The 19,936-nt window shown below is 71.5% G+C and carries 15 protein-coding genes and 1 pseudogene; 4 read left to right on the top strand and 12 right to left on the bottom strand.

The window, feature by feature from the left end; all coding sequences use genetic code 11:
* Window positions 1-26: 26 nt before the first annotated feature.
* A complete protein-coding gene (locus tag ACH4F6_RS09245; RefSeq protein WP_397959275.1) occupies window positions 27-1,016 on the bottom strand; it encodes an LD-carboxypeptidase in 990 nt (329 codons plus the stop codon).
* Window positions 1,017-1,204: 188 nt separating this feature from the next.
* Window positions 1,205-1,966: an intradiol ring-cleavage dioxygenase gene (locus tag ACH4F6_RS09250; RefSeq protein WP_397959276.1), complete on the bottom strand. Its 762-nt coding sequence runs from the start codon at window positions 1,964-1,966 to the stop codon at window positions 1,205-1,207.
* A gap of 264 nt (window positions 1,967-2,230) precedes the next feature.
* Between ACH4F6_RS09250 and ACH4F6_RS09255 the strand changes: the two genes are divergently transcribed.
* Both ACH4F6_RS09255 and ACH4F6_RS09260 read left to right on the top strand, forming a co-directional pair.
* Window positions 2,231-3,229 (top strand): arabinan endo-1,5-alpha-L-arabinosidase, encoded by a 999-nt coding sequence (locus ACH4F6_RS09255; RefSeq protein WP_397959277.1) that lies wholly within the window; start codon window positions 2,231-2,233, stop codon window positions 3,227-3,229.
* Window positions 3,211-4,641, top strand: a complete 1,431-nt coding sequence (locus ACH4F6_RS09260; protein ID WP_397959278.1) for a family 43 glycosylhydrolase — start codon at window positions 3,211-3,213, stop codon at window positions 4,639-4,641. The genes ACH4F6_RS09255 and ACH4F6_RS09260 overlap by 19 nt, the downstream gene beginning before the upstream one ends.
* An 18-nt stretch (window positions 4,642-4,659) precedes the next feature.
* Here ACH4F6_RS09260 and ACH4F6_RS09265 read toward each other — a convergent pair whose 3' ends face one another.
* From ACH4F6_RS09265 to ACH4F6_RS09300, 8 genes and pseudogenes are all read right to left on the bottom strand, one after another.
* On the bottom strand, window positions 4,660-6,366 hold the full coding sequence (locus tag ACH4F6_RS09265; protein ID WP_397959279.1) for a pyridoxal phosphate-dependent aminotransferase: 1,707 nt from the start codon (window positions 6,364-6,366) through the stop codon (window positions 4,660-4,662).
* Between the two features lie 165 nt (window positions 6,367-6,531).
* Window positions 6,532-7,680 (bottom strand): aldose epimerase family protein, encoded by a 1,149-nt coding sequence (locus tag ACH4F6_RS09270; RefSeq protein ID WP_397959280.1) that lies wholly within the window; start codon window positions 7,678-7,680, stop codon window positions 6,532-6,534.
* A gap of 137 nt (window positions 7,681-7,817) precedes the next feature.
* Window positions 7,818-9,059: pseudogene (gene mmsB / locus ACH4F6_RS09275) on the bottom strand (multiple monosaccharide ABC transporter permease); the annotation flags it as partial.
* Entirely contained in the window at window positions 9,056-10,606 is a 1,551-nt protein-coding gene (mmsA, locus tag ACH4F6_RS09280) for a multiple monosaccharide ABC transporter ATP-binding protein (RefSeq protein WP_397959281.1), read from the bottom strand. The gene mmsA and the pseudogene mmsB, both read right to left, overlap by 4 nt.
* A gap of 32 nt (window positions 10,607-10,638) precedes the next feature.
* Entirely contained in the window at window positions 10,639-11,745 is a 1,107-nt protein-coding gene (gene chvE / locus ACH4F6_RS09285; protein ID WP_397959282.1) for a multiple monosaccharide ABC transporter substrate-binding protein, read from the bottom strand.
* A gap of 152 nt (window positions 11,746-11,897) precedes the next feature.
* Window positions 11,898-12,866 carry a hypothetical protein gene (locus ACH4F6_RS09290; RefSeq protein ID WP_397959283.1) on the bottom strand — a complete coding sequence of 323 codons (969 nt, stop codon included), beginning with the start codon at window positions 12,864-12,866 and terminating at the stop codon, window positions 11,898-11,900.
* Window positions 12,867-12,976: 110 nt separating this feature from the next.
* Window positions 12,977-13,981, bottom strand: coding sequence for a zinc-binding dehydrogenase (locus ACH4F6_RS09295; protein WP_397959284.1), 1,005 nt, complete (start codon window positions 13,979-13,981; stop codon window positions 12,977-12,979).
* Window positions 13,978-15,144: a mandelate racemase/muconate lactonizing enzyme family protein gene (locus tag ACH4F6_RS09300; RefSeq protein ID WP_397959285.1), complete on the bottom strand. Its 1,167-nt coding sequence runs from the start codon at window positions 15,142-15,144 to the stop codon at window positions 13,978-13,980. The genes ACH4F6_RS09295 and ACH4F6_RS09300 overlap by 4 nt, the downstream gene beginning before the upstream one ends.
* Window positions 15,145-15,419: 275 nt before the next feature.
* On the opposite strand from ACH4F6_RS09300, the gene ACH4F6_RS09305 reads away from it, so the two are divergent.
* Window positions 15,420-16,427: a hypothetical protein gene (locus ACH4F6_RS09305; RefSeq protein ID WP_397959286.1), complete on the top strand. Its 1,008-nt coding sequence runs from the start codon at window positions 15,420-15,422 to the stop codon at window positions 16,425-16,427.
* 529 nt (window positions 16,428-16,956) lie between these two features.
* Here the strand turns inward: ACH4F6_RS09305 and ACH4F6_RS09310 are convergent.
* Window positions 16,957-17,400, bottom strand: a complete 444-nt coding sequence (locus ACH4F6_RS09310) for a MarR family winged helix-turn-helix transcriptional regulator (RefSeq protein ID WP_397959287.1) — start codon at window positions 17,398-17,400, stop codon at window positions 16,957-16,959.
* 88 nt (window positions 17,401-17,488) lie between these two features.
* Between ACH4F6_RS09310 and ACH4F6_RS09315 the strand changes: the two genes are divergently transcribed.
* Complete coding sequence (locus ACH4F6_RS09315; protein WP_397959288.1) at window positions 17,489-18,508, top strand: NADP-dependent oxidoreductase; 1,020 nt, start codon at window positions 17,489-17,491, stop codon at window positions 18,506-18,508.
* A gap of 178 nt (window positions 18,509-18,686) precedes the next feature.
* On the opposite strand, the gene ACH4F6_RS09320 is transcribed toward ACH4F6_RS09315, so the two are convergent.
* On the bottom strand, window positions 18,687-19,838 hold the full coding sequence (locus tag ACH4F6_RS09320; protein ID WP_397959289.1) for a serine hydrolase domain-containing protein: 1,152 nt from the start codon (window positions 19,836-19,838) through the stop codon (window positions 18,687-18,689).
* Window positions 19,839-19,936: the final 98 nt, after the last annotated feature.

Here is a 19,936-nt window from a genome sequence, read left to right on the forward strand (position 1 = left end):
TCCCCCGCGCCGGTGTCCGGCAGGACTCAGCCTTCCGTGACCGCCGGTTCGAGCAGGGACAGCGTCCGGGCGTCCGCGTCCACGTCCGCGCGGACGCCGAGGGGCAGCGGCAGGTTCGGTGAGGTGTGGCCGAAGTCGACCTGGGCGAGGACCGGGATGTCCCGCCGGCCCAGGACGTCGAGCACCACGTCGCGCAGGTCCGCGCGCCCTCCGCCGCCCTCGTGGGGCGTGACCTCGGTCGGGATGCCGACCACCATGGCCGCGATCCGGTCCAGCACACCGGACAGCCGCAGGGTGTGCAGGTCGTTCCAGATCCGCGAGACCGGCCGCTGCAGCTCCTCCCAGAACAGCACGGTGCCCTCGAACCGTTCGGGGGCCGGCGCGAACGGTGTCGCCTGCAGCAGGACCAGGCGGTTCAGCAGACCGCCGAACAGCGGTCCCTGCGCGCGGCCCGGCCGCCAGGTCTCCCAGGCCCCCCTCGCCGGCAGCGGGCCCGGCGCCTCGGCCTTGGTGAGCACCCGGGTGTAGAGGTCGACGAGCTCAAAGCGGCGGGCCTCGTCGCCCAGGGTGTACCAGTCGCTGCCGAAACCGTGGGTGGCGATGTCGGCGTGGAAGCCGACGAGGCCGGTCCTGGTGTGCAACGCCATGTGCAGCAGCGAGATGTCGCTGTAGCCGATGATCGGTTTCGGGTCGGTCCGGATCGCGTCCAGATCGATCAGATCGAGGTAGCCGATGGTCGCCCGGCCACCGGTGTGCGCGACGACGGCCCGCACCTCCGGGTCCCGGAGCAGGGCGTTGAGCTCGTCGGCCTGCTCCGCCGGAGTGCCCGACGCCCACCAGCGACTCCGCGCCGGGTCGACCATCGGGCTGACCCGCACACGGAAGCCCATCCGCTCGAGGATCGCCACACCGCGGGCGAGCAGTGGCTCCTCGCCCGGCTCGAGCTGGCCCGAGGGCGCGGTGACGACCACGAGGTCACCGGGGCGCAACGCGCGGGGCCGAAGGATCGCAGGCACGGGGGCTTCCTCCTTGTTGATCGACAGTGGCGGGCAACAAGGAGCCTGCCGCCGGTATTCCGCCCCACCGGCGTGATCGGGTCGAGCCCCGGCCCCCACCGGCCGGCTCCGCGCGGACCACCCGGGAGGGCGCCCGCCCGGCCCCGGGCCGGGCGTCACCGCACCCGCGGTGACGCCCGGCGCGCGGGTCAGCGTTCGACGCCCAGGGTGAGCGTCCCGGTGTAGCCCGCGGCGGGGGTGCTGCCCAGGGCGGTGAGGGTGAGCAGGCCCGAGGCGGCGCCTCCCCCGTCGTAGATGGAGTCCCGGGCGAGGGTGGTGCGGGTGACCGTGTTCGTCGAGTACGGGGAGACGCGCGCGACCGCGGTCGTGATCGTCTCGTTGAAGAAGAGCTGGCCGGTGTGGAGCTCCTGGCCGCCGGTGAAGTGGCCGTCCGAGGTCACGGTGACGTTCGTGTGGACCTTGACGTGGATGTGGACGCAGCGGCCCCGGTACCAGCCGGGGTAGATCGTCGTGATCGCCGCGACTCCGCTGGAGTTCGTCAGGACCCCGCCGCGCAGGAAGGTGCCGTTGTCGGGTTCGCTGTGGCCGTTGTTCCCGACGAAGCCGGAGTACTCGCCGAGGGCGTCGGCGTGCCAGAGCTCGACGAGCGCGTTGCTCAGCGGGGCGCAGGTGTCGTCGTCGACGACGGTGAGGGTCAGCTTCAGCGGGATGCCGGCCTTCCCCTCGCTGATGTCGGAGCGGACGTACTGTCCGTCGAGGTAGTAGGGGCCTTCGGTCATCTCCTTCGTGAGCGTGCAGACGGCCGCGGCGGCCACGGGGGCGGTGGCCGGAGCGGCGGGGGCGGGGGCGTCGGTCGCCACGGCGGCGCCCACGGCCAGGGTGGCGGCGGTGGCGCCCGTGGCGACCAGAACGGTGCGGCGTCCGACGGACGCGTCTGAGGTGTCTGTCATGAACACGGCACCGTAGGAACGGTTCCTGTCGGAGAGCTGTCAGTTCGGCAAAGTGACGGTCCGTCAAGTGGGATGTCGGACGACGGGAGGACGCCCGGGGCCCCGGACGAAGCCCGGCCCGGGTCGCCGCCCCCGCCTCTCGAAGAGTTTCGAGTGGCCGCGCGGACCATTGACGCGCGAGGGGTTCGACTCTACGTTCCCGTCCGACGACGCGACTGTCGTTCGGTATCACGAACGACGAACCCCCACTGAAGGAGCGTCCGCATGAGCCGCATCCCCCGCACGCCGCGCCCGCCCCGCATCTCCCGCAGGGCCACCCTCCTGGCCCTCCCGGCCGCCGTGCTGCTCGCCCTGACCCCCACCACCGCCTCCGCCTACCCCAACCCCGGCACGGTCACCGGATCGACCGTCGTCCACGACCCGACGATGATCCGCACCTCCGCCGGGCGCTACCTGCTGTACGCCACCGGTGGCGGACTGTCCTACCGCACCTCCACCGACCGGATCGCGTTCAGCGCGGGCGGCGACGCCTTCTCCACCCGGCCGGGCTGGTGGTCGTCGTACGGCACCACCGAGGCGTGGGCGCCGGACATCTCGTACCAGGGCGGCAAGTACCTGATGTACTACGCCGTCTCGACCTTCGGCTCGAACAAGTCGGCCATCGGACTGGCCGGTTCGACGACCGGACTGCCGGGCTCCTGGACCGACTACGGCACCGTCTACACCTCCACCGCCTCCAGCGACTACAACGCCATCGACCCCAACCTGTTCGTCGACGACAACGGCAAGTGGTGGCTGTCGTTCGGCAGTTGGTGGACCGGACTGAAGATGATCCAGATCGATCCGTCCACCGGGAAGCAGCTGTCCTCCCAGACCACCCGCTACTCCCTCGCCTCCCGCCCCACCGGGACCAAGGCCGTCGAGGCGCCGTTCGTCGTCAAGCGGGGCGGCTACTACTACCTCTTCGCCTCCTACGACACCTGCTGCGCCGGCACCGGCTCCACCTACAAGGTCAAGGTCGGCCGCGCGACCAGCGTCACCGGGCCGTACTACGACAAGAACGGCGTCTCGCTCATGAACAACGGCGGGACACCGGTGCTGGAGTCGCACGGGCGGTACATCGGCCCCGGCGGACAGTCGATCATGAAGGACGTCGACGGCGACCTGATCGTCTACCACTACTACGACGGCAACGACAACGGCACCCCCAAACTCGGCATCAACCTCCTGAACTGGAGCAGCGGATGGCCCGTCGCCTACTGACCCTGCTGGCCGCGCTGCTGCTCGCCCTGTCCCTGGGGCAGCCCTCGGCGAGCGCGGCCTCCTTCGCCAACCCGGTCAAGGCGCAGAAGGGCGCCGACCCCTGGATCTCGTACCACGACGGCAACTACTACCTGGTGACGACGAGCTGGACGAACGTCATCACCATCCGCAGGTCGGCCACCCTGGCGGGGCTCGCCACCGCGCCGAACGTGCAGGTGTGGCAGGGCGACGCGGCGAACCGCTGCTGCAACATCTGGGCGCCCGAGCTGCACCACCTCAACGGCCGCTGGTACCTGTACTACGTCGCCGGACAGAACGTCTCCGACTACAACCCGACCCAGCGCACGCACGTGCTGGAGAGCGCGGGCTCCGACCCGCTCGGCCCGTACACCTACAAGAACCAGCTCAACTCCGCCTGGATGCTCGACCCGACGGTCGCCACGATCAACGGGCAGCTCTACCTCTTCGGCAGCGCGAGCAACGGCACCCAGAACCTGGTCGCCGCCCGCATGTCGAACCCGTACACCCTGGCCACCGGCTTCTCCACCGTCTCCACGCCCACCTACGACTGGGAGCGCAACGGCACGGTCAACGAGGGCCCGGAGATCCTCCAGCGGGGCGGGCGGACCTTCCTGATCTACTCGGCCAGCGGCTGCTGGACCCCCGACTACAAGCTCGGCCAGCTCACGCTCACCGGCAGCGACCCGCTCTCGGCCTCCTCCTGGACGAAGAAGTCCACTCCGGTCTTCCAGCGCAGCGACGCCAACGGCGTCTACGGGCCCGGCCACAACGGCTTCTTCACCTCACCCGACGGCACCGAGAGCTGGATCGTCTACCACGCCAACGACTCCGCGTCCGACGGCTGCGACAACGGGCGCACCACCCGGGCCCAGAGGTTCACCTGGAACTCCGACGGCACCCCGAACCTCGGCACGCCGGTGCGTCTCGGGGCGAGCCAGGCCGGCCCGTCCGGCGAACCGTCCGCCGTCTCGACGACGTACACCCTCACCAACCGCAACAGCGGCAAGTGCCTGGACGTCGCGGGGAGTTCGTCGGCCGACGGCGCCGACGTCCAGCAGTACGCCTGCAACGGCGGCGCCAACCAGCGCTGGCGCGTCGAGGACCAGGGCGACGACACCAGCCGTCTGGTGAACGTGGCCACCGGCAAGGTCCTCGACACCGCGAACTGCTCCACCGCCGACGGGGCCGACCTGCGCCAGTGGAGCTGGCTGGACAACACCTGCCAGCGGTTCCGCTTCGTCGCCACCGACAGCGGCTACGTCCGCGTCGTCAACCAGGCCACCGGCAAGGTCGCCGACGTCGCCGACTGCTCCACGGCGGACGCCGCGGACGTACGGCAGTGGACCTGGCTGAACAACGCCTGCCAGCAGTGGCGGCTGAACCCGGTGTAGCGCGGCCTTCGGGGGGCGCTACCCGACCTGCCCCATCCCCGCCGCGTTCGGCCAGCTCTGGGCGTTGGGCCAGCCGGTCGCCGCGGCGGGGGAGAGGCCGTTGGTGCCGCGGACCTGGGCGGCGGTGAGGCCGCCCCTGGCGGGGACGCCGGGCGGGGTCGGGCCCGCCGCCGGGGCCATCGGCGCGGCGGCCGGGGCCATGGCGGCGGGCGCCATCGCCGGGGAGGGCGCGGGCGCGGGGGTCGTCTGCGGAGCGGGCGCGGGTACGGGAGTCATCTGCGGCGCGGGCACGGGCGCCATCGCGGCCGCCGCCGCGGGGACCGGAGCCGGGGCGGGCGCGGGCGCCGGCACCGACGGGGGGAAGACCTGGGCCGCCGCCGGCAGCGGCACCCCGGCGCCGTGGGAGGGAGCGGGCTGTGCCGCCGCCGGGACCGGCGCGCCGACGGCGGCGGCCGGGGCCGAGGTGAGCCCCGGCGCCCCGGCGCCGACGGCCTGAGCGGCGAGGCCCGGCAGGCCGGCGCCGTTGGTGGCGCCCACCAGCCGGTCCACCGCCGCCGTGCCCGAGCTGTAGCCGGCGCCGGCGCCCAGCTCGGGCACGGCGGCTCCCCTCCTGGTCCCGTAGAGCACCTGTTCCAGGCCGGACACCAGGCGACGCACGTCCACCTGGGGGCGCACCACGAGACGCAGGAAGCGGCTGGAGGAGCCGATCTTGTTGCCGCACTCGCGGACCAGGATGCGGTGCTCGGTGAGCAGCCGGTCCCGGACCACGGTGCCCTCGGCGCCCACGGGCAGGCGCACGAAGAGGAAGTTGCCCTGGGAGGGGTAGACGGTCAGGCCCGGCAGCGCGCTGAGCTGGCTCGCCATCTCCAGACGGTCCCGGCGCACCTGCATCAGGCTCTGCGCGTACTCGGGGCCGTGCTCCTTCAGCATGAACACCACGTGCTCGGCGAAGGAGTTGAGGTTCCACTTGGGCAGCATGGAACGGACGCGGCCGGCCAGCGCCGGGTTCGCCACCAGGTAGCCGAAGCGGATGCCGTGCAGGCCGAAGTTCTTGCCGAGGCTGCGCAGGACGATCACGTTCGGACGGAGCATGGCCTCCTGGACCACGCTCGGCTCCTGCTCGGCGTCCGCGAACTCCAGGAACGACTCGTCGACGACCACCAGGTCCAGGTCGGCCATCGCGTCCATGAACTGCGTGATCGCGTGCTTGTGCAGGAAACCGCCGTCGGGGTTGTTCGGGTTGCAGATGACGGCGACCCGGGTCCCGCGCGCCCGGATGAACTCGGCGTACTGGGCCAGGTCCAGGGCGAAGCCGCTGGACTCCTGGAGCGGGAACATGTCGACCCGCTTGCCGGTCTCCATCGGCTGGTCGGTCCAGCGGCCGAAGGTGGGGACGGGGACGGCGAGGGACTCGCGGACCAGCAGGTGGTCGATCCAGGTGATCAGCTCGGTGGAGCCGTTGCCCATGGCCACGGCCTGCGGCGGCAGCTGGAGGAGGTTGCACAGCTCGGCGGTGATGGTGTCCGCGCTGCTCGGGTAGTACGTGATGATGTCGCGCAGCCGCGCGGACATCTCGTCGAACATCTGCGGGGTGGGGAAGTACGGGTTGCACGGGATGCAGAAGTCGACGGGGCCGGCCCCCTCGCCGCCCTCACGCGTCAGCGCGGCCATCGACGGGCTGTGCGCCGCGGTGCTGCGGAACAACGAGGTGACGTTGTCGGCCATGGAACCTCCGTATGGGGCGGGTCCGGTGGGGACGACCGGGCCCGTCGTCATGTGGGTGGCCCGCGCGGGGGAGCGCGGGCCACCCTTACTTACGGAGGCCGGGGCGGCGCTGTTCAACCACCGGGGAAACGGTGTGGACTCCCGCGCCCCCCTGGTGACGGTGTGTCAGCGGCCGAACGAGTGGATCGTCGTCGTGCGGTACGTCTGCCCCGGCCGCAGCACGGTCGACGGGAACGACGGCTTGTTCGGCGAGTCCGGGAAGTGCTGCGTCTCCAGGCAGAGTCCGTCGCCCTGGCGGTAGACGGTCCCGCCCGAGCCGACGAGCGTGCCGTCGAGGAAGTTGCCGGAGTAGAACTGCAGACCGGGCTCGGTGGTGGAGATCGTCAGGGAGCGGCCCGAGGACGGGTCGCGCAGGGTCGCGACGGCCACCGGCTTCGCCGTGACGCCCTTGTCGAGCACCCAGTTGTGGTCGAAGCCCTGGCCGTACAGCAGCTGCTGGTGGGCGACGCGGATGTCCTCGCCGACGGCCTTGGCGCGGCGGAAGTCGAACGGGGTGCCGGCCGCCTTCGCCAGTTCGCCGGTGGGGATGAGCCCCGAGTCGACGGGCGTGTAGCGGGAGGCGGCGATCCTCAGCTCGTGGTCGTGGATCGAGCCGCTGTCCTCGCCCGCGAGGTTCCAGTAGACGTGGCTGGTCAGGTTGACGACCGTCGCCTTGTCGGTGGTGGCCTCGTAGTCGATGCGCCAGTCGCCCTGCCGGGTGAGGGTGTAGGTGACCTTCACCCGGAGGGTGCCCGGGTAGCCCATCTCGCCGTCGACGCTCGTGTAGTACAGGTACAGGCCGACGTCGGAGCCCTCGGCGAACGGTTCGACGTCCCACACCCGCTTGTCGAAGCCCTGGGCGCCGCCGTGCAGGGTGTTCTCGCCGTCGTTGACGCTGACCTGGTAGGCCTTGCCGTCGAGGGTGAAGCGGCCCTTGCCGATGCGGTTGCCGTAGCGGCCGATCAGCGCGCCGAAGTACGGCGACCCGGCGACGTAGTCCTCGATGGTGTCGAAGCCGAGGGAGACGTTCCGGTAACGGCCGTGACGGTCGGGGATCTCCAGGGACTGGACGATGCCGCCGTAGTCGAGGACCTTCAGCCGGGTGCCGCCGTTGGCCAGGGACCAGCTGGAGATCTTCGTGCCGTCGGCGAGGGTGCCGAAGGGCTTCTTCACCGGCGCCCTGCCTCCCGAGGCCTGTGCCGTGCCGCCGAGCGTGGTCGCGGCGATGCCCGCGGCGGCGGCTCCTGCGATGACCGTGCGTCTGTTCAGTTCCATCTGGCGGCTCCCGTGAGTGGGTCGGTGGGAGCCCCGCCGGGCCCGCGCCCCCAAGGGGCGCGGGGGACAGCGCGATACGCCACGACCGGCCCCCACCACGGGTACGGCTTTACCACCGGAGCGTCCCAGCTGTCATAAGAACCGGACTTGCGCTTGTTCCAGACGTCGAACCCGACGGCGGCCAGCAGGGCCAGGCCCTTGATGACCTGCTGCCAGTCGCTTCCGACGCCGAGGAGGTTCATGCCGTTGTTCAGCACGCCGAGGACGAGACCGCCGATGATCGCGCCGAGGACGGTGCCCACACCGCCGCTCATCGACGCGCCACCGATGAACGCCGAGGCGATCGCCTCGAGTTCGAAGTTCAGTCCCGCCTTCGGACCGGCCGCGTTCAGACGGGCGGCGACCACCAGACCCGCCAGGGCCGCGAGCACGCCCATGTTGAGGAAGACGTAGAAGGTGACCTTCTTGTCCTTCACGCCGGACAGCTTCGCCGCCGGCAGGTTGCCGCCGATCGCGTAGATGTGCCGGCCGAACACCGCGTTGCGCATGACGTAGCCGTAGCCGACCACCAGCGCGCCCAGGACCAGCAGGATGACCGGGGCGCCCTTGTAGCTGGCGAGCAGCAGCGTGAGCACGAGGATCGCGGCGGCGATGGAGACGATCTTGAGCAGGAAGATGTTGCGCGGCACGACGTCCAGCGAGAACTCCTGCTGGCGCTTGCGGTCGCGGAACTCCTGCAGGACCACGGAGACGATCAGGACCAGGCCCAGCAGCAGGGTGATGTTGTGGTAGTTGGTCTCCGGGCCGACCTCGGGCAGGAAGCCGTTGCCGAGCTTCTGCAGCCCGTCCGGGAACGGGCCGAGGGTCTGGCCCTCCAGGAAGATCTCCGTCATGCCGCGGAAGACCAGCATGCCGGCGAGGGTCACGATGAACGACGGTATGCCGAGGTAGGCGATCAGATAGCCCTGCACCGAGCCCGCGACGCCGCCCACCACCAGGGAGAGCACGACCGCGACGGGCCACGACACGTCGTGTTCGACGGTCAGGACGGCCGCGAAGGCGCCCACGAACGCGGTCAGCGATCCGACCGACAGGTCGATGTGGCCCGCGATGATCACCAGCATCATGCCGATCGCGAGGATCAGGATGTAGCTGTTCTGCAGCACCAGGTTGGAGACGTTGCGCGGCAGCAGCAGGTCGCCGTCGGTCCACACCGCGAAGAGGACGACGATCAGGCCGAGGGCGATCAGCATGCCGTACTGACGCATGTTGCGGCGCAGGCCGTCGAGCATCAGCTGGAGCAGGTTCCCGCCGCCCGTGCCGCCGCCCTTGCCCGGCGGCGCGGCGGCCGGGCTCTTGTCGGTCACTTCGGTGCTCATCGCGTTACCTCTTTGTCCTTCGTCATCTGACGCATCAGCACTTCCTGCGTGGCCTCGGCCCGCGGGACCTCGCCCGTCAGGCGCCCGGCGGCCATGGTGTAGATGCGGTCGCACATGCCGAGCAGCTCGGGCAGCTCGGAGGAGATGAAGACGACCGCCTTGCCCTGGGCCGCCAACTGGTCGATGACCGTGTAGATCTCGTACTTGGCGCCCACGTCGATGCCGCGCGTGGGCTCGTCCAGGATCAGCACGTCCGGACCCGCGAAGATCCACTTGCTGAGGACGACCTTCTGCTGGTTGCCGCCGGAGAGCTTGCCCACCGGCTCGAAGACGGTCGGCGCCTTGATGTTCATGGTCCTGCGGTAGCCCTCGGCGACCTGCCGTTCCTCGTGCTCGTCGACGATCCCGCGCTTGGCCACCTTGTTCAGGGCGGTCAGGGAGATGTTGCGGTTGATGGTGTCGATGAGGTTGAGGCCGTAGTGCTTGCGGTCCTCGGTGACGTAGGCGATCCCGTGGTCGACCGCCTCCGACACGGTCCTGGTGCGGATCTCCCGGCCGTCCTTGAGGACCGTGCCGGCGGCGTGGCGGCCGTAGGCGCGTCCGAAGACGCTCATCGCGAGCTCGGTGCGGCCGGCGCCCATCAGGCCCGCGATGCCGACGATCTCGCCGCGCCGCACGTGGATCGAGACGTCGTCGACGACCTTGCGGTGCTGGTCGATCGGGTGGTGCACGGTCCAGTTGCGGATCTCCAGGGCGGGCGCCGCCCCTTCCTCCGCCTCGTGCGGGGTGCGCTCGGGGAAGCGGTGGTCGAGGTCGCGGCCGACCATGCCGCTGATGATCCGGTCCTCGGTGGTCTCCGGCGCCCTCACGTCCAGCGTCTCGATCGTCCGGCCGTCGCGCAGGATCGTCACCGAGTCGGCGACCTTGCGGATCTCGTTGAGCTTGTGGGAGATGATGATCGAGGTGATGCCCTGCTTCTTCAGCTCCAGGATCAGGTCGAGGAGCTTGTCGCTGTCCTCGTCGTTCAGAGCCGCGGTCGGCTCGTCCAGGATGAGCAGCTTCACCTCCTTCGACAGCGCCTTGGCGATCTCCACGAGCTGCTGCTTGCCCACGCCGATGTCGGCGACGCGGGTCTGCGGGTGGTCGGTGAGGCCGACCCGCCGCAGCAGCTCGCTGGCCTTGCGCAGCGTCTCGTTCCAGTTGATGACGCCGCGCGTGCTCTGCTCGTTGCCGAGGAAGATGTTCTCCGCGAGGGAGAGGTACGGCACCAGCGCCAGCTCCTGGTGGATGATCACGATGCCGTGCTGCTCGCTCGCCCGGATGTCCTTGAAGCGGCAGACCTCTGACTCGAAGAGGATCTCGCCCTCGTAGCTGCCGTGCGGATGGACGCCGGAGAGCACCTTCATCAAGGTCGACTTCCCGGCGCCGTTCTCGCCGCAGATGGCGTGGACCTCGCCCTGCCGGACGGTCAGTGTGACGTCCGACAGCGCCTTCACACCGGGAAAGGTCTTGACGATCGAGCGCATTTCCAGGACGGGTCCCGCCATGGTCGTGCCTTCCAATCCGTGAGGGGGCGGGACTACTTGAGCTGGTCGGCGGTGTAGTAGCCGCCGTCGACGAGGACCTGGGTGTAGTTGGTCTTGTCGACGCTGACCGGCTCCAGCAGGTAGGCCGGGACGACCTTCGCGCCGTTGTCGTAGGTCTTGGTGTCGTTGGTCTCGGGCGTCTTGCCGTTCAGGGCCGCGTCGACCATGTTCGAGGCGACCTTGGCCAGCTCACGGGTGTCCTTGTAGACGGTCTGGGTCTGCCCGCCCGCGATGATCGACTTCACCGAGGCCAGCTCGGCGTCCTGACCGGTGATCACCGGCAGCGGCTTGCCGGCGGAGCCGTAGCCGTCCGACTTCAGCGCCGACAGGATGCCGATGGAGATGCCGTCGTACGGCGACAGGACGGCGTCGACCTTCTTGCTCTGGTACGACTTGGTGAGGATGTCGTCCATGCGCTTCTGGGCGGTGGCGCCGTCCCAGCGCAGGGTCGTCACCTGGGTGAGGCCGGTCTGGCCGGACTGGACGACGAGCTTCTTGCTGTCGATGTACGGCTTCAGGACGCTCATCGCGCCGTTGAAGAAGTACTTGGTGTTGTTGTCGTCGTTGGAGCCGGCGAACAGCTCGATGTTGAAGGGGCCCTTGCCGCTCTTCAGGCCGAGCTTGTCGACGATGTAGTTCGCCTGGAGCTGGCCGACCTTCTCGTTGTCGAAGGACGCGTAGTAGTCGACGTCCTTCGTGCCGAGGATCAGCCGGTCGTAGGCGATGACCGGGATCTTGGCGTCGGCGGCCTGCTGGAGCACGTTGTTCAGGGACTTGTTGTCGATCGCCGCGATGATCAGCGCCTTGACGCCCTGGGTGATCAGGTTCTCGATCTGCGAGACCTGCTGGTCGGGGTCGTCCTCGCCGTAGACCAGCTTGGTCTTGTAGCCCTTGGACTCGAGGTTCGTGACGACGTTCTTGCCGTCGGCGATCCAGCGCTCGGAGGACTTGGTCGGCATCGCGATGCCGATGGTGCCGCCCTTGGCGCTCCCCGCGCTCTCCTCGCTGCCGCCCTCGCTGTTCTGGCCGCAGGCGGTCAGGGTCAGGGCGAGGGAGGCGGCTCCGGCTATGGCGGCGAGGGCGGCTCTGCGAGTACGCATGGTCATCATCCTTGATGTGGTGAGGGAAGGCCTCGGTCCGGTGGACCAAGCCGCCGGGGGCGGTGCGGGAGGGACCGAGACAACGCGCGTGTGGGATTCTGTTCGGCTGCGTCGTCTTGTGTGAAGACTTCTTGTCCTGCGTGTCCGGAACGTTATGCGGACGTTTCGAACCGCTTCAGCTCGCCCGGCAGCCGGGACCCCAGCGGGGCCATGTCGCCGTCGGCCCCGTGACGTGCCAGAAGGTCCAGTGCCAGCCGGCCGCGCCGCACCCGTTCCTTGGCGGTGGACAGCGTCAGCTCCCTCATGTGGTGGCCGTAGGGGTAGATGCCGGGAGCCTTGGACAGGCCGAACTTCAGGTAGAGCGGTGCGCCGCGCCGGATCAGCTCGGCGACCTCGTACATCCGGACGTACCCGCCGAGGTCGTCGGGGGCCTCGATGTACATGTCCATGGGAGCGCCGGACACCCGGCGGATCTCGGTGAGGTGATCCAGCGTCAGGTCGCTGGGCACGTTGACCGAGTCGGCGCCGAGCCGCTCGTACACCGCGTAGGCGGCCGGGTTGACGGGGCCGATCAGCGCCGAGACCTTCAGCGTGGTGTCGGCCGGGACGATGCCGGCCACCCGGGCCCGGTGCAGCGTCCACAGCACGCCCTCGTCGGCCACGAGCAGGCACTTGACGCCCAGTTCCGTGGCCCGGACGGCGTCCTCGACGCATCCGGCGACGGCGTCGTGGCCGCGGGCCCTGAGCCCCGCGCCGCGGGAGTCGGTGCGGGTCGAGCCGCCGATGTCCCACGTGCCGCGCGGCCCGGTGAACAGGCACAGCTCGATGTCGCGTTCCTGGGTGGCCTCGACCATCTCGGTGATCTCGGCGTCGGTCAGCATCCACACGCCGCTGCCCTGGCTGATCCGGTGGACCGGCACGTCGAGCCGCGAGGCTTCCTTCAGGACGACGGCCAGCGCTTCGGGACCCTCGCACGAGGGGATCTCGGTGCGCCAGCGGCCGCCGCCCGGGAAGGTGTGGGTGGAGGTGTCGGCGGGGTCGAGGGCGGGCGCGCCCAGGCCGAGCGAGGCGAGCGCCTGCTCGCCGGGTCGACGGGCTGCCGTGGCGGAAGCGTCGGTCACAAGCTGTCCTTCGTGTTCGATATGTCGGACGAGGTTCGCGGCTCAAGGCGTGGGGGGCTCGGGTGTGCGCCGGCACGGGGACCGTCAGGCGTCCCCGTGCCGGTGTACGACTAGGGGCGCAGGAGCACCTTGCCCACCTTCGGGTCGCCGGACCCGACCAGCTCGATCGCCTCGGAGAACTCGGCGAGCGGCAGCTCGTGCGTGACGAGCGGCAGCGGATCGAGCAGACCGGACGCGAACACCCGTACGGTGTGCGACCAGGCGTCCGGCGGCGCGCCGAAGACGGTGTGCACCTCCAGCTGCCGTACGACCAGGTCGGTGGGGTCGAGACCGGCGGCGCCCGGCGCCGGGATGCCCGTCAGCACCAGCCGGCCGCCGCGCCTGAGCAGCGAGGCGGAGACGTGCGCGGCGGACGCGGACCCGGCCGTCTCGATCACGACGTCGAAGTCGCCGGGCAGCTCCTCGTCCCGGACCCGGAAGTCGGTGGCCCCGAACTGCCGGGAGAGGGCCTCCCGGTCCCGCCGCGTGCCCACGACCAGCAGCTCGCTCGGCGAGCCCGCCCTCAGGAACTGCACGGCGAACATGCCCAGCGTCCCGGTGCCGACGACCGCGACCCGTTCGCCCGGCAGGGCGTGGGCCTTGATCGCGGCGGCCGCGATGCAGGCGGCGGGCTCCAGCAGGGCCGCCGCCGTCAGGTCGGCGTCCTCGGGCAGGACGTGCAGCAGCCGGGCCGGCAGGGTGAGCGTGGCGGCCATCGCACCCGGCTGGGTGAACCCGGTCTCCTCGTACCCGGCCCCGCACAGCGTGGTCTCGCCCGCGTGGCAGCGGTCGCAGACCTGGCAGTTGCGGAAGCCCTCGCCGACGACCTTGCGGCCCACGAGGCCCTGCGGCACCCCGGCGCCCACGGCGCCGACCGTCCCCGACCACTCGTGGCCGGGGGTGAGCGGGTAGCGGACGTACCCTGAAGGCCGGTTGCCCTGGTACACCTCGCGGTCGCTGCCGCAGATGCCGACCGCGTGCACCCGGACGAGCGCCTCGCCGGGGCCGGGCTCGCGAGGCGTGTGCGCGACGAGCCGGTGCTCGCCGGGCGCCTCGACGACGACGGCGGTGCTCACTGCTGCGTGCCCTTCGGCTTGCGCTGCTCCCAGCCCTCGGCCCACAGGTCGAAGCGGGCCTGCTGCTGCGGGAACTCGGCCGCCGCGTCGACGTCCAGCTCGACGCCGAGACCGGGCGCGTCGGAGAGGTGGAAGCAGCCGTCCTCCGGGTCCACCTGCGGCGCGCCCTTGACCACCTTCTTGATCTCCGCGTCGGCGAAGTCGTTGAAGTGCTCGAGGATCTTGAAGTTGGGGGAGGTGAAGCCGACCTGGAGCGAGGCGGCGGTGAGCACCGAGCCGCCCACGTTGTGCGGGGCGACGAGCATGTAGTGGGTCTCGGCGGTCGCGGCGAGCTTGCGGGTCTCCCAGATGCCACCGATGTGGCCGACGTCCGGCTGGATGATGTCGACGGCCTGGTTCTCGAAGAGCTCGCGGAACTCGATGCGGTCGTGGATGCGCTCGCCGGTGGCGACGGGGACGTCGACCTTGGCGGCGACCTTCTCCAGCGCCTTCAGGTTCTCCGGCGGGCAGGGCTCCTCCAGCCAGGCCGGCTTGAAGGGGGCGAGCTCCTTGGCGAGCCGTACGGCGGTGGCGGGGGAGAACCGGCCGTGCATCTCCAGCATCAGCTCGGCGTCCGGCCCGATGGCGTCGCGCACGGCCTCGATGAGGGAGACGGCGTACAGCGTCTGCTCGTGGTCCAGCTCGAAGTGGCCGGTGCCGAAGGGGTCGATCTTGAGCGCCCGGTAACCGCGCTCCATGACCCCCTGGGCGGCCTTGTGGTAGGCCTCGGGCGTCCGCTCGGTGGTGTACCACCCGTTGGCGTAGGCCTTGACCTTGTCGGTCACCTTCCCGCCGAGCAGCTGCCACACCGGGACCCCGAGGGCCTTGCCCTTGATGTCCCAGCAGGCCATCTCGATCACCGCGATGCCGGACATCACGATCTCGCCGGCGCGCCCGTAGTCGCCGTACTTCATCCGGCGCACGAGGTCCTCGACAGCGAACGGGTCGGAGCCGAGAATGTGGTTGGCCTCGGCCTCCCTCAGATAGCCGATCAGCGCGTCGGTGTGACCGAGCATGCGGGTCTCGCCGACACCCGTGATGCCTTCGTCGGTGTGCACCTGGACGTAGGTCAGGTTGCGCCAAGGCGTCCCGACCACGTGTGTGCTGATTCCGGTGATGCGCACGGAAGTTGCCCCTCAGCTGTTCGAGATTTCGTCACACGTTCGAAATGCTGGCGTGACAGTAAGGACGCGGCGAGGGGGGTGTCAATGGGTCGAACGCATAACGGTTTCGACAGTTTCGAAAGCCGCTTTCGGGAACGAGTCACGACTCGGGCGCGATCCGCGGACGATCCCGGGCGCGGCGCGCCCCACGGGCGTGCGGGGCGGGTGGTTTCCCACACAACTTTCACAGGCGGGCCTAGGAACGCGGCGCTCCGGGAATCTAATCTTCCCGCGTCATGGACTTCTGCCACCCGTGCCGACGGCACCTCAACGGCGCCCTCGCCTGCCCGGGGTGCGGCACCCCCGCCGACGCGCTGCGCGCGTACCCGCCGGACGCGTACGCGTCGGTGCCCTCCGATCGGCAGTCGTACGCGGGGGGGTCGTACGCCCCTCGGGAGCACGGCCACGACGGCGGCGGGGGCGAGCGGGACGGCCGGTACGAGTGGGGCGGCGCGGCCGCGGACACCGCGGGTGCCGCGGACGTCGGCGACACCGCGAGGACCACGGAGGCCGGCGGCGAGGCGGAGGGCGCCGAGGTCGCGGAGGCTGCCGCGGGGGCCGGGTCCGGTGCGCGGGCGCCGGAGGGCGGTGGCCGTGCCGCCCGCCGCCGCGAGCAGGGGCGCGGCCGGGGCCGCGGCCGGGAGCCGGCCGACGACGGCCCGGCCGACGACGGCCCCGGCGACGACGGCCCCGACGACGACGGCTTCGCCACCGGCGCCACGAGTCGTCGCGATCGCAAGGCCGCCGTTCACCGCCGGCGCCGCCGCCGCACCGTGCTGATCGCCGCGGGCTTCGTCCTGGCGGCCGGCGGACTGAGCCTGGCCGAACTCGGCATCGACGCCCCCGGCTTCCCCGGTTCGAACCCGGCGGCGGCCGGCGGGGAGTCCTCGGAGATCGAGGCGGACGACCCGGCGCCGGGCACCACCGCCGAGGCACTGGGGGACGACTCCGGCGCCGGCGAGGGCCCCGCCTCCGCCTCCGCCCCGGCGTCCGCCTCCGCCTCCGAGAGCGCGTCCGCCTCGGCCTCGGCGTCCCCCTCCGAGAGCGCGTCGGCCTCGGCGACCCCCGGCCCGTCCGGGGCTCCCCGGTCGGCCACGGCGCCCGGCGAACCTCCGGCCCCCGACGAGGAGAACACCAGCTCGGACCCGGCCCCCACCCCGACGTCCGACCCGACGACGCCGGAACCGGATCCGGAACCGTCGCCCTCGAAGACGTGCGACCGTTTCCTGTGGTGGTGCACCTGAGGCCGCCCCGGCGTCCCCCGTCCGTCACCTGACCCCGTCACGGCGCCCGCCCGCCGGACTCCGCGGCGGCACGCGTAGGCACCACGCGGGCCCGCCGGGCGGGCCCGATCGGCTCGGCGCCGCGTGCTCCGCCGCCTCCTCACGGCCGGAGCCGCCGGCGTCACCGCTGCCTGCCCTCGTCACAGCGCCCGCCGGGGCCTGCGGCGGTGCGCGTGAGGCGTCGCGTGCTCCGCAGGACGGGTCCGCCCGAGCCGCCCGCATCGCTGCTGCTCGCCCCCATCGCGGCGCCCGCCCGCCAGGCTCCGCGGCGGCACGCGTGAGGCGTCGCGCGGGCCCGCCGGGCGGGACCGGTCGGCTCGGCGCCGCGTGCTCCGCAGGACGGGTCCGCCCGAGCCGCCCGCATCGCTGCTGCTCGCCCTCGTCGCGGCGCCCGGCCGCCGGGGCCTGCGGGAGCACGCGTGAGGCGTCGCGCGGGCCCGCCGGGCGGGACCGGTCGGCTCGGCGCCGCGCGCCCGTGCGGCAGGGCCGTTCAGTCGGTCGTTCCGAGCATGCGCTGCAGCAATCCCCGCAGCGCCACCCGCTCCTCCTTCGTGAGCCCCGCCAGCGGCTCGCGGGCGAAGCGCAGGGACTCGCGCAGTCCCTTGGCCACCCGTCGCCCCTCCTCGGTGGCCGCCGCCAGCTTCACGCGGCGGTCGGACGGGTCGGGGCGGCGCTCGACCAGGCCGCGGGCCTCCAGGCGGTCGACGATGCCGGTCACGTTGGACGGCTCGCACTTCAGCCTGTTCGCCAGCTTCCGCATGGGCAGCGGTTCCAGGGAGAGCAGTCCCAGCAGCTTCGCCTGCGCGCCGGTGAGGGCGTGCCCGGCCGCGGCCTCCTCGTAGTCGGCGTGGTAGCGGGCCACGACCTCGCCGATCAGCTCGACGACTTCCAGGGTCAGGGCGTCCGGGAGGGGGGACCGGGATGAGGTGGCCATGGGGTGAGGGTACCCGGCTTACTTGACATCCTGAAATATTCAGGCGCATGGTTGTTTCAGGTAGTGAAACATTTGAAAGGCGGCCCCCATGACCCACCCGGCCCTCCCCGCCACCAGTCGCGAATGGCGCCTGCTCAGCCGCCCCGTCGGCTGGCCGAAGCCCGAGGACTTCGAGCTGGCCGAGGCGGAGATCCGGCAGCCGCGCCCCGGTCAGGTGCTCGTGCGCAACGAGTACCTCTCGGTCGACCCGTACATGCGCGGCCGCATGAGCAGCGCGAAGTCCTACGTCGCCCCCTTCGAACTGGGCAAGGCCATGCAGGGCGGGGCGGTCGGCGAGGTGGTCGCCTCCGAGGCCGAGGGCATCGCCCCCGGCGACCACGTGCTGCACTTCGGCGGCTGGCGCGAGTACGCCACGGTCGACGCCCAGCAGGCCGTCAAGGTCGACCCGGAGGCCGCGCCGCTCTCCGCCTACCTCGGCGTCCTCGGCATGACGGGCCTCACCGCCTACGCCGGACTGCTGCGCACCGCCTCTTTCAAGGAGGGCGACTCGGTGTTCGTGTCGGGCGCGGCGGGCGCCGTCGGCAGCCAGGTCGGCCAGATCGCCAGGCTGAAGGGCGCGTCACGCGTCGTCGGCTCGGCCGGCTCCGACGAGAAGGTCAAGCTGCTCGTCGAGGAGTACGGCTTCGACGCCGCCTTCAACTACAAGAACGGCCCGGTGGCCGAGCAGTTGCGCGAGGCCGCGCCGGACGGCGTCGACGTCTACTTCGACAACGTCGGCGGCGACCACCTCGAGGCCGCCATCGGCTCCCTCAACCAGGGCGGCCGCATCGCGGTCTGCGGGATGATCTCCGTGTACAACAACACCGAGCCCGCCCCCGGCCCGAAGAACCTCGCCCGCCTCATCCAGACCCGCGGCCGCATCGAGGGCTTCCTGGTCGGCGACCACTACGACCTCCAGCCGCAGTTCGTCCAGGAGGTCGGCCCCTGGGTCCGCTCCGGCGAGCTGAAGTACCGCGAGACGGTCGTCGAGGGCATCGAGAACAACCTGGAGGCGTTCCTCGGGGTCCTGCGCGGCGACAACACCGGCAAGATGATCGTCAAGCTGTGAGGGCCTGACGGCTCCCCGGCGGCACCCGGAGCGGGCCCCGGCCCGCATCCCCCGCCGGCGTCGGAGGGGGCGCCGCCCGCGCGAGCATCGCCGTGACGTGCGTCCGGCGGCGCTCGCCGCACACGCCGCAGGCCGCACCCCCGGACGTGGGGTGCGGCCTGAGGCGCGCGCGTTCCCGTCAGCTCGCCAGCGCCGCCGTGTGCACCGCCCGCACCAGCCGCTCGTTCTCCGGCGCCGCCCCGCCGGGGAAGGCGTACCGCCGCCGCGCGTAGCCGTACGCCAGCCCGCTGCGCGGATCCGCGAAGGCCTGCGAACCGCTCGCCCCGCTGTGTCCGAACGTCCCGGCGCCCAAGAACGGGTACGCGAGGTCCGCCGTCATCTGGAAGCCGAGCCCGAACGCCTTGTGCGTCCGCGACACCAGGTCGTACCCGACGGAGTGGACCTGGCCGAACTCGGCGACGGTGTCCGGCTTCAGCAGCGGCGGCCGGCCGTCCACCTCGCTGATCGCCGCCGCGTACATCCCGGCGAGCCCGCGCGCAGCGGCCACACCGCCCGCCGACGCCGGCCCCTTGGCCCGCACCGGACGGGAGTTGGCGTGGGCCACCAGGTCGCCCGCGCCCGGCACGTGCAGGTTGAACGCGATCGAGCCGAGCGTGTGCGGGCCGGTCCGCTCGGCGTCGATGACCGCCTGCTGCTCCGGCGTCGGCGCCATCGGCTGCACCGGGCGGAAGCGCGGCTCCAGCGCCTCGGGCAGACCCAGGTGGAAGTCGAGGCCGTACGGCGCGCGGATCCGCTCCTCGTACACCTCCTGGAGGGTGCGGCCGGTGGCCCGGCGCACCACCTCGCCCGTCAGCGCCCCGATGACGTAGGCGTGGTAGCCGAAGGCCGTGCCGGGACGCCAGAACGGGCGCTGGTCCGCGAGCCGTTCGGCGATCACCCGGTCGTCGGCCAGCTCCTCCGCGGAGAACCCGGCGTCCAGGCCCACCACCCCGGCCCGGTGCGCGAGCAGGTCGCGCAGGGTCAGCGCGCCCTTGCCCTCGGCCCCGAACTCCGGCCAGTAGTACGTCACCCTGCGGTCCAGCTCCAGGGTGCCGTCCTGCACCAGCAGGGCGACCACGAGATGGGCGGCGCCCTTGGTCGACGAGAAGACGCCGTACAGCGACTCCGCGTCCGCGCCGTCCCCCGCCCACAGGTCGACGACCCTGCGGCCGTGCACGTACGCGCACAACTGCCCCTCGTAGTCGGGCCGTTCCTCCGCCACGAACGCGGCGAACTCCTCGCGCACCGCCTCGAATCCGTCCGCGACGGTGCCGTGGATCTCCAGCGTCATCCGCTCTCCTCGATAACTGACCGCTGTGCGCGTGTGCCCTGGTGAACAACGCCCGTGCGACCCGGGCGGGCTTCCCCCTCGGGATGATCTCCGAAGGG

The sequence above is a fragment of the Streptomyces sp. NPDC017936 genome, assembly GCF_044328485.1.
Lineage (GTDB): Bacteria > Actinomycetota > Actinomycetes > Streptomycetales > Streptomycetaceae > Streptomyces.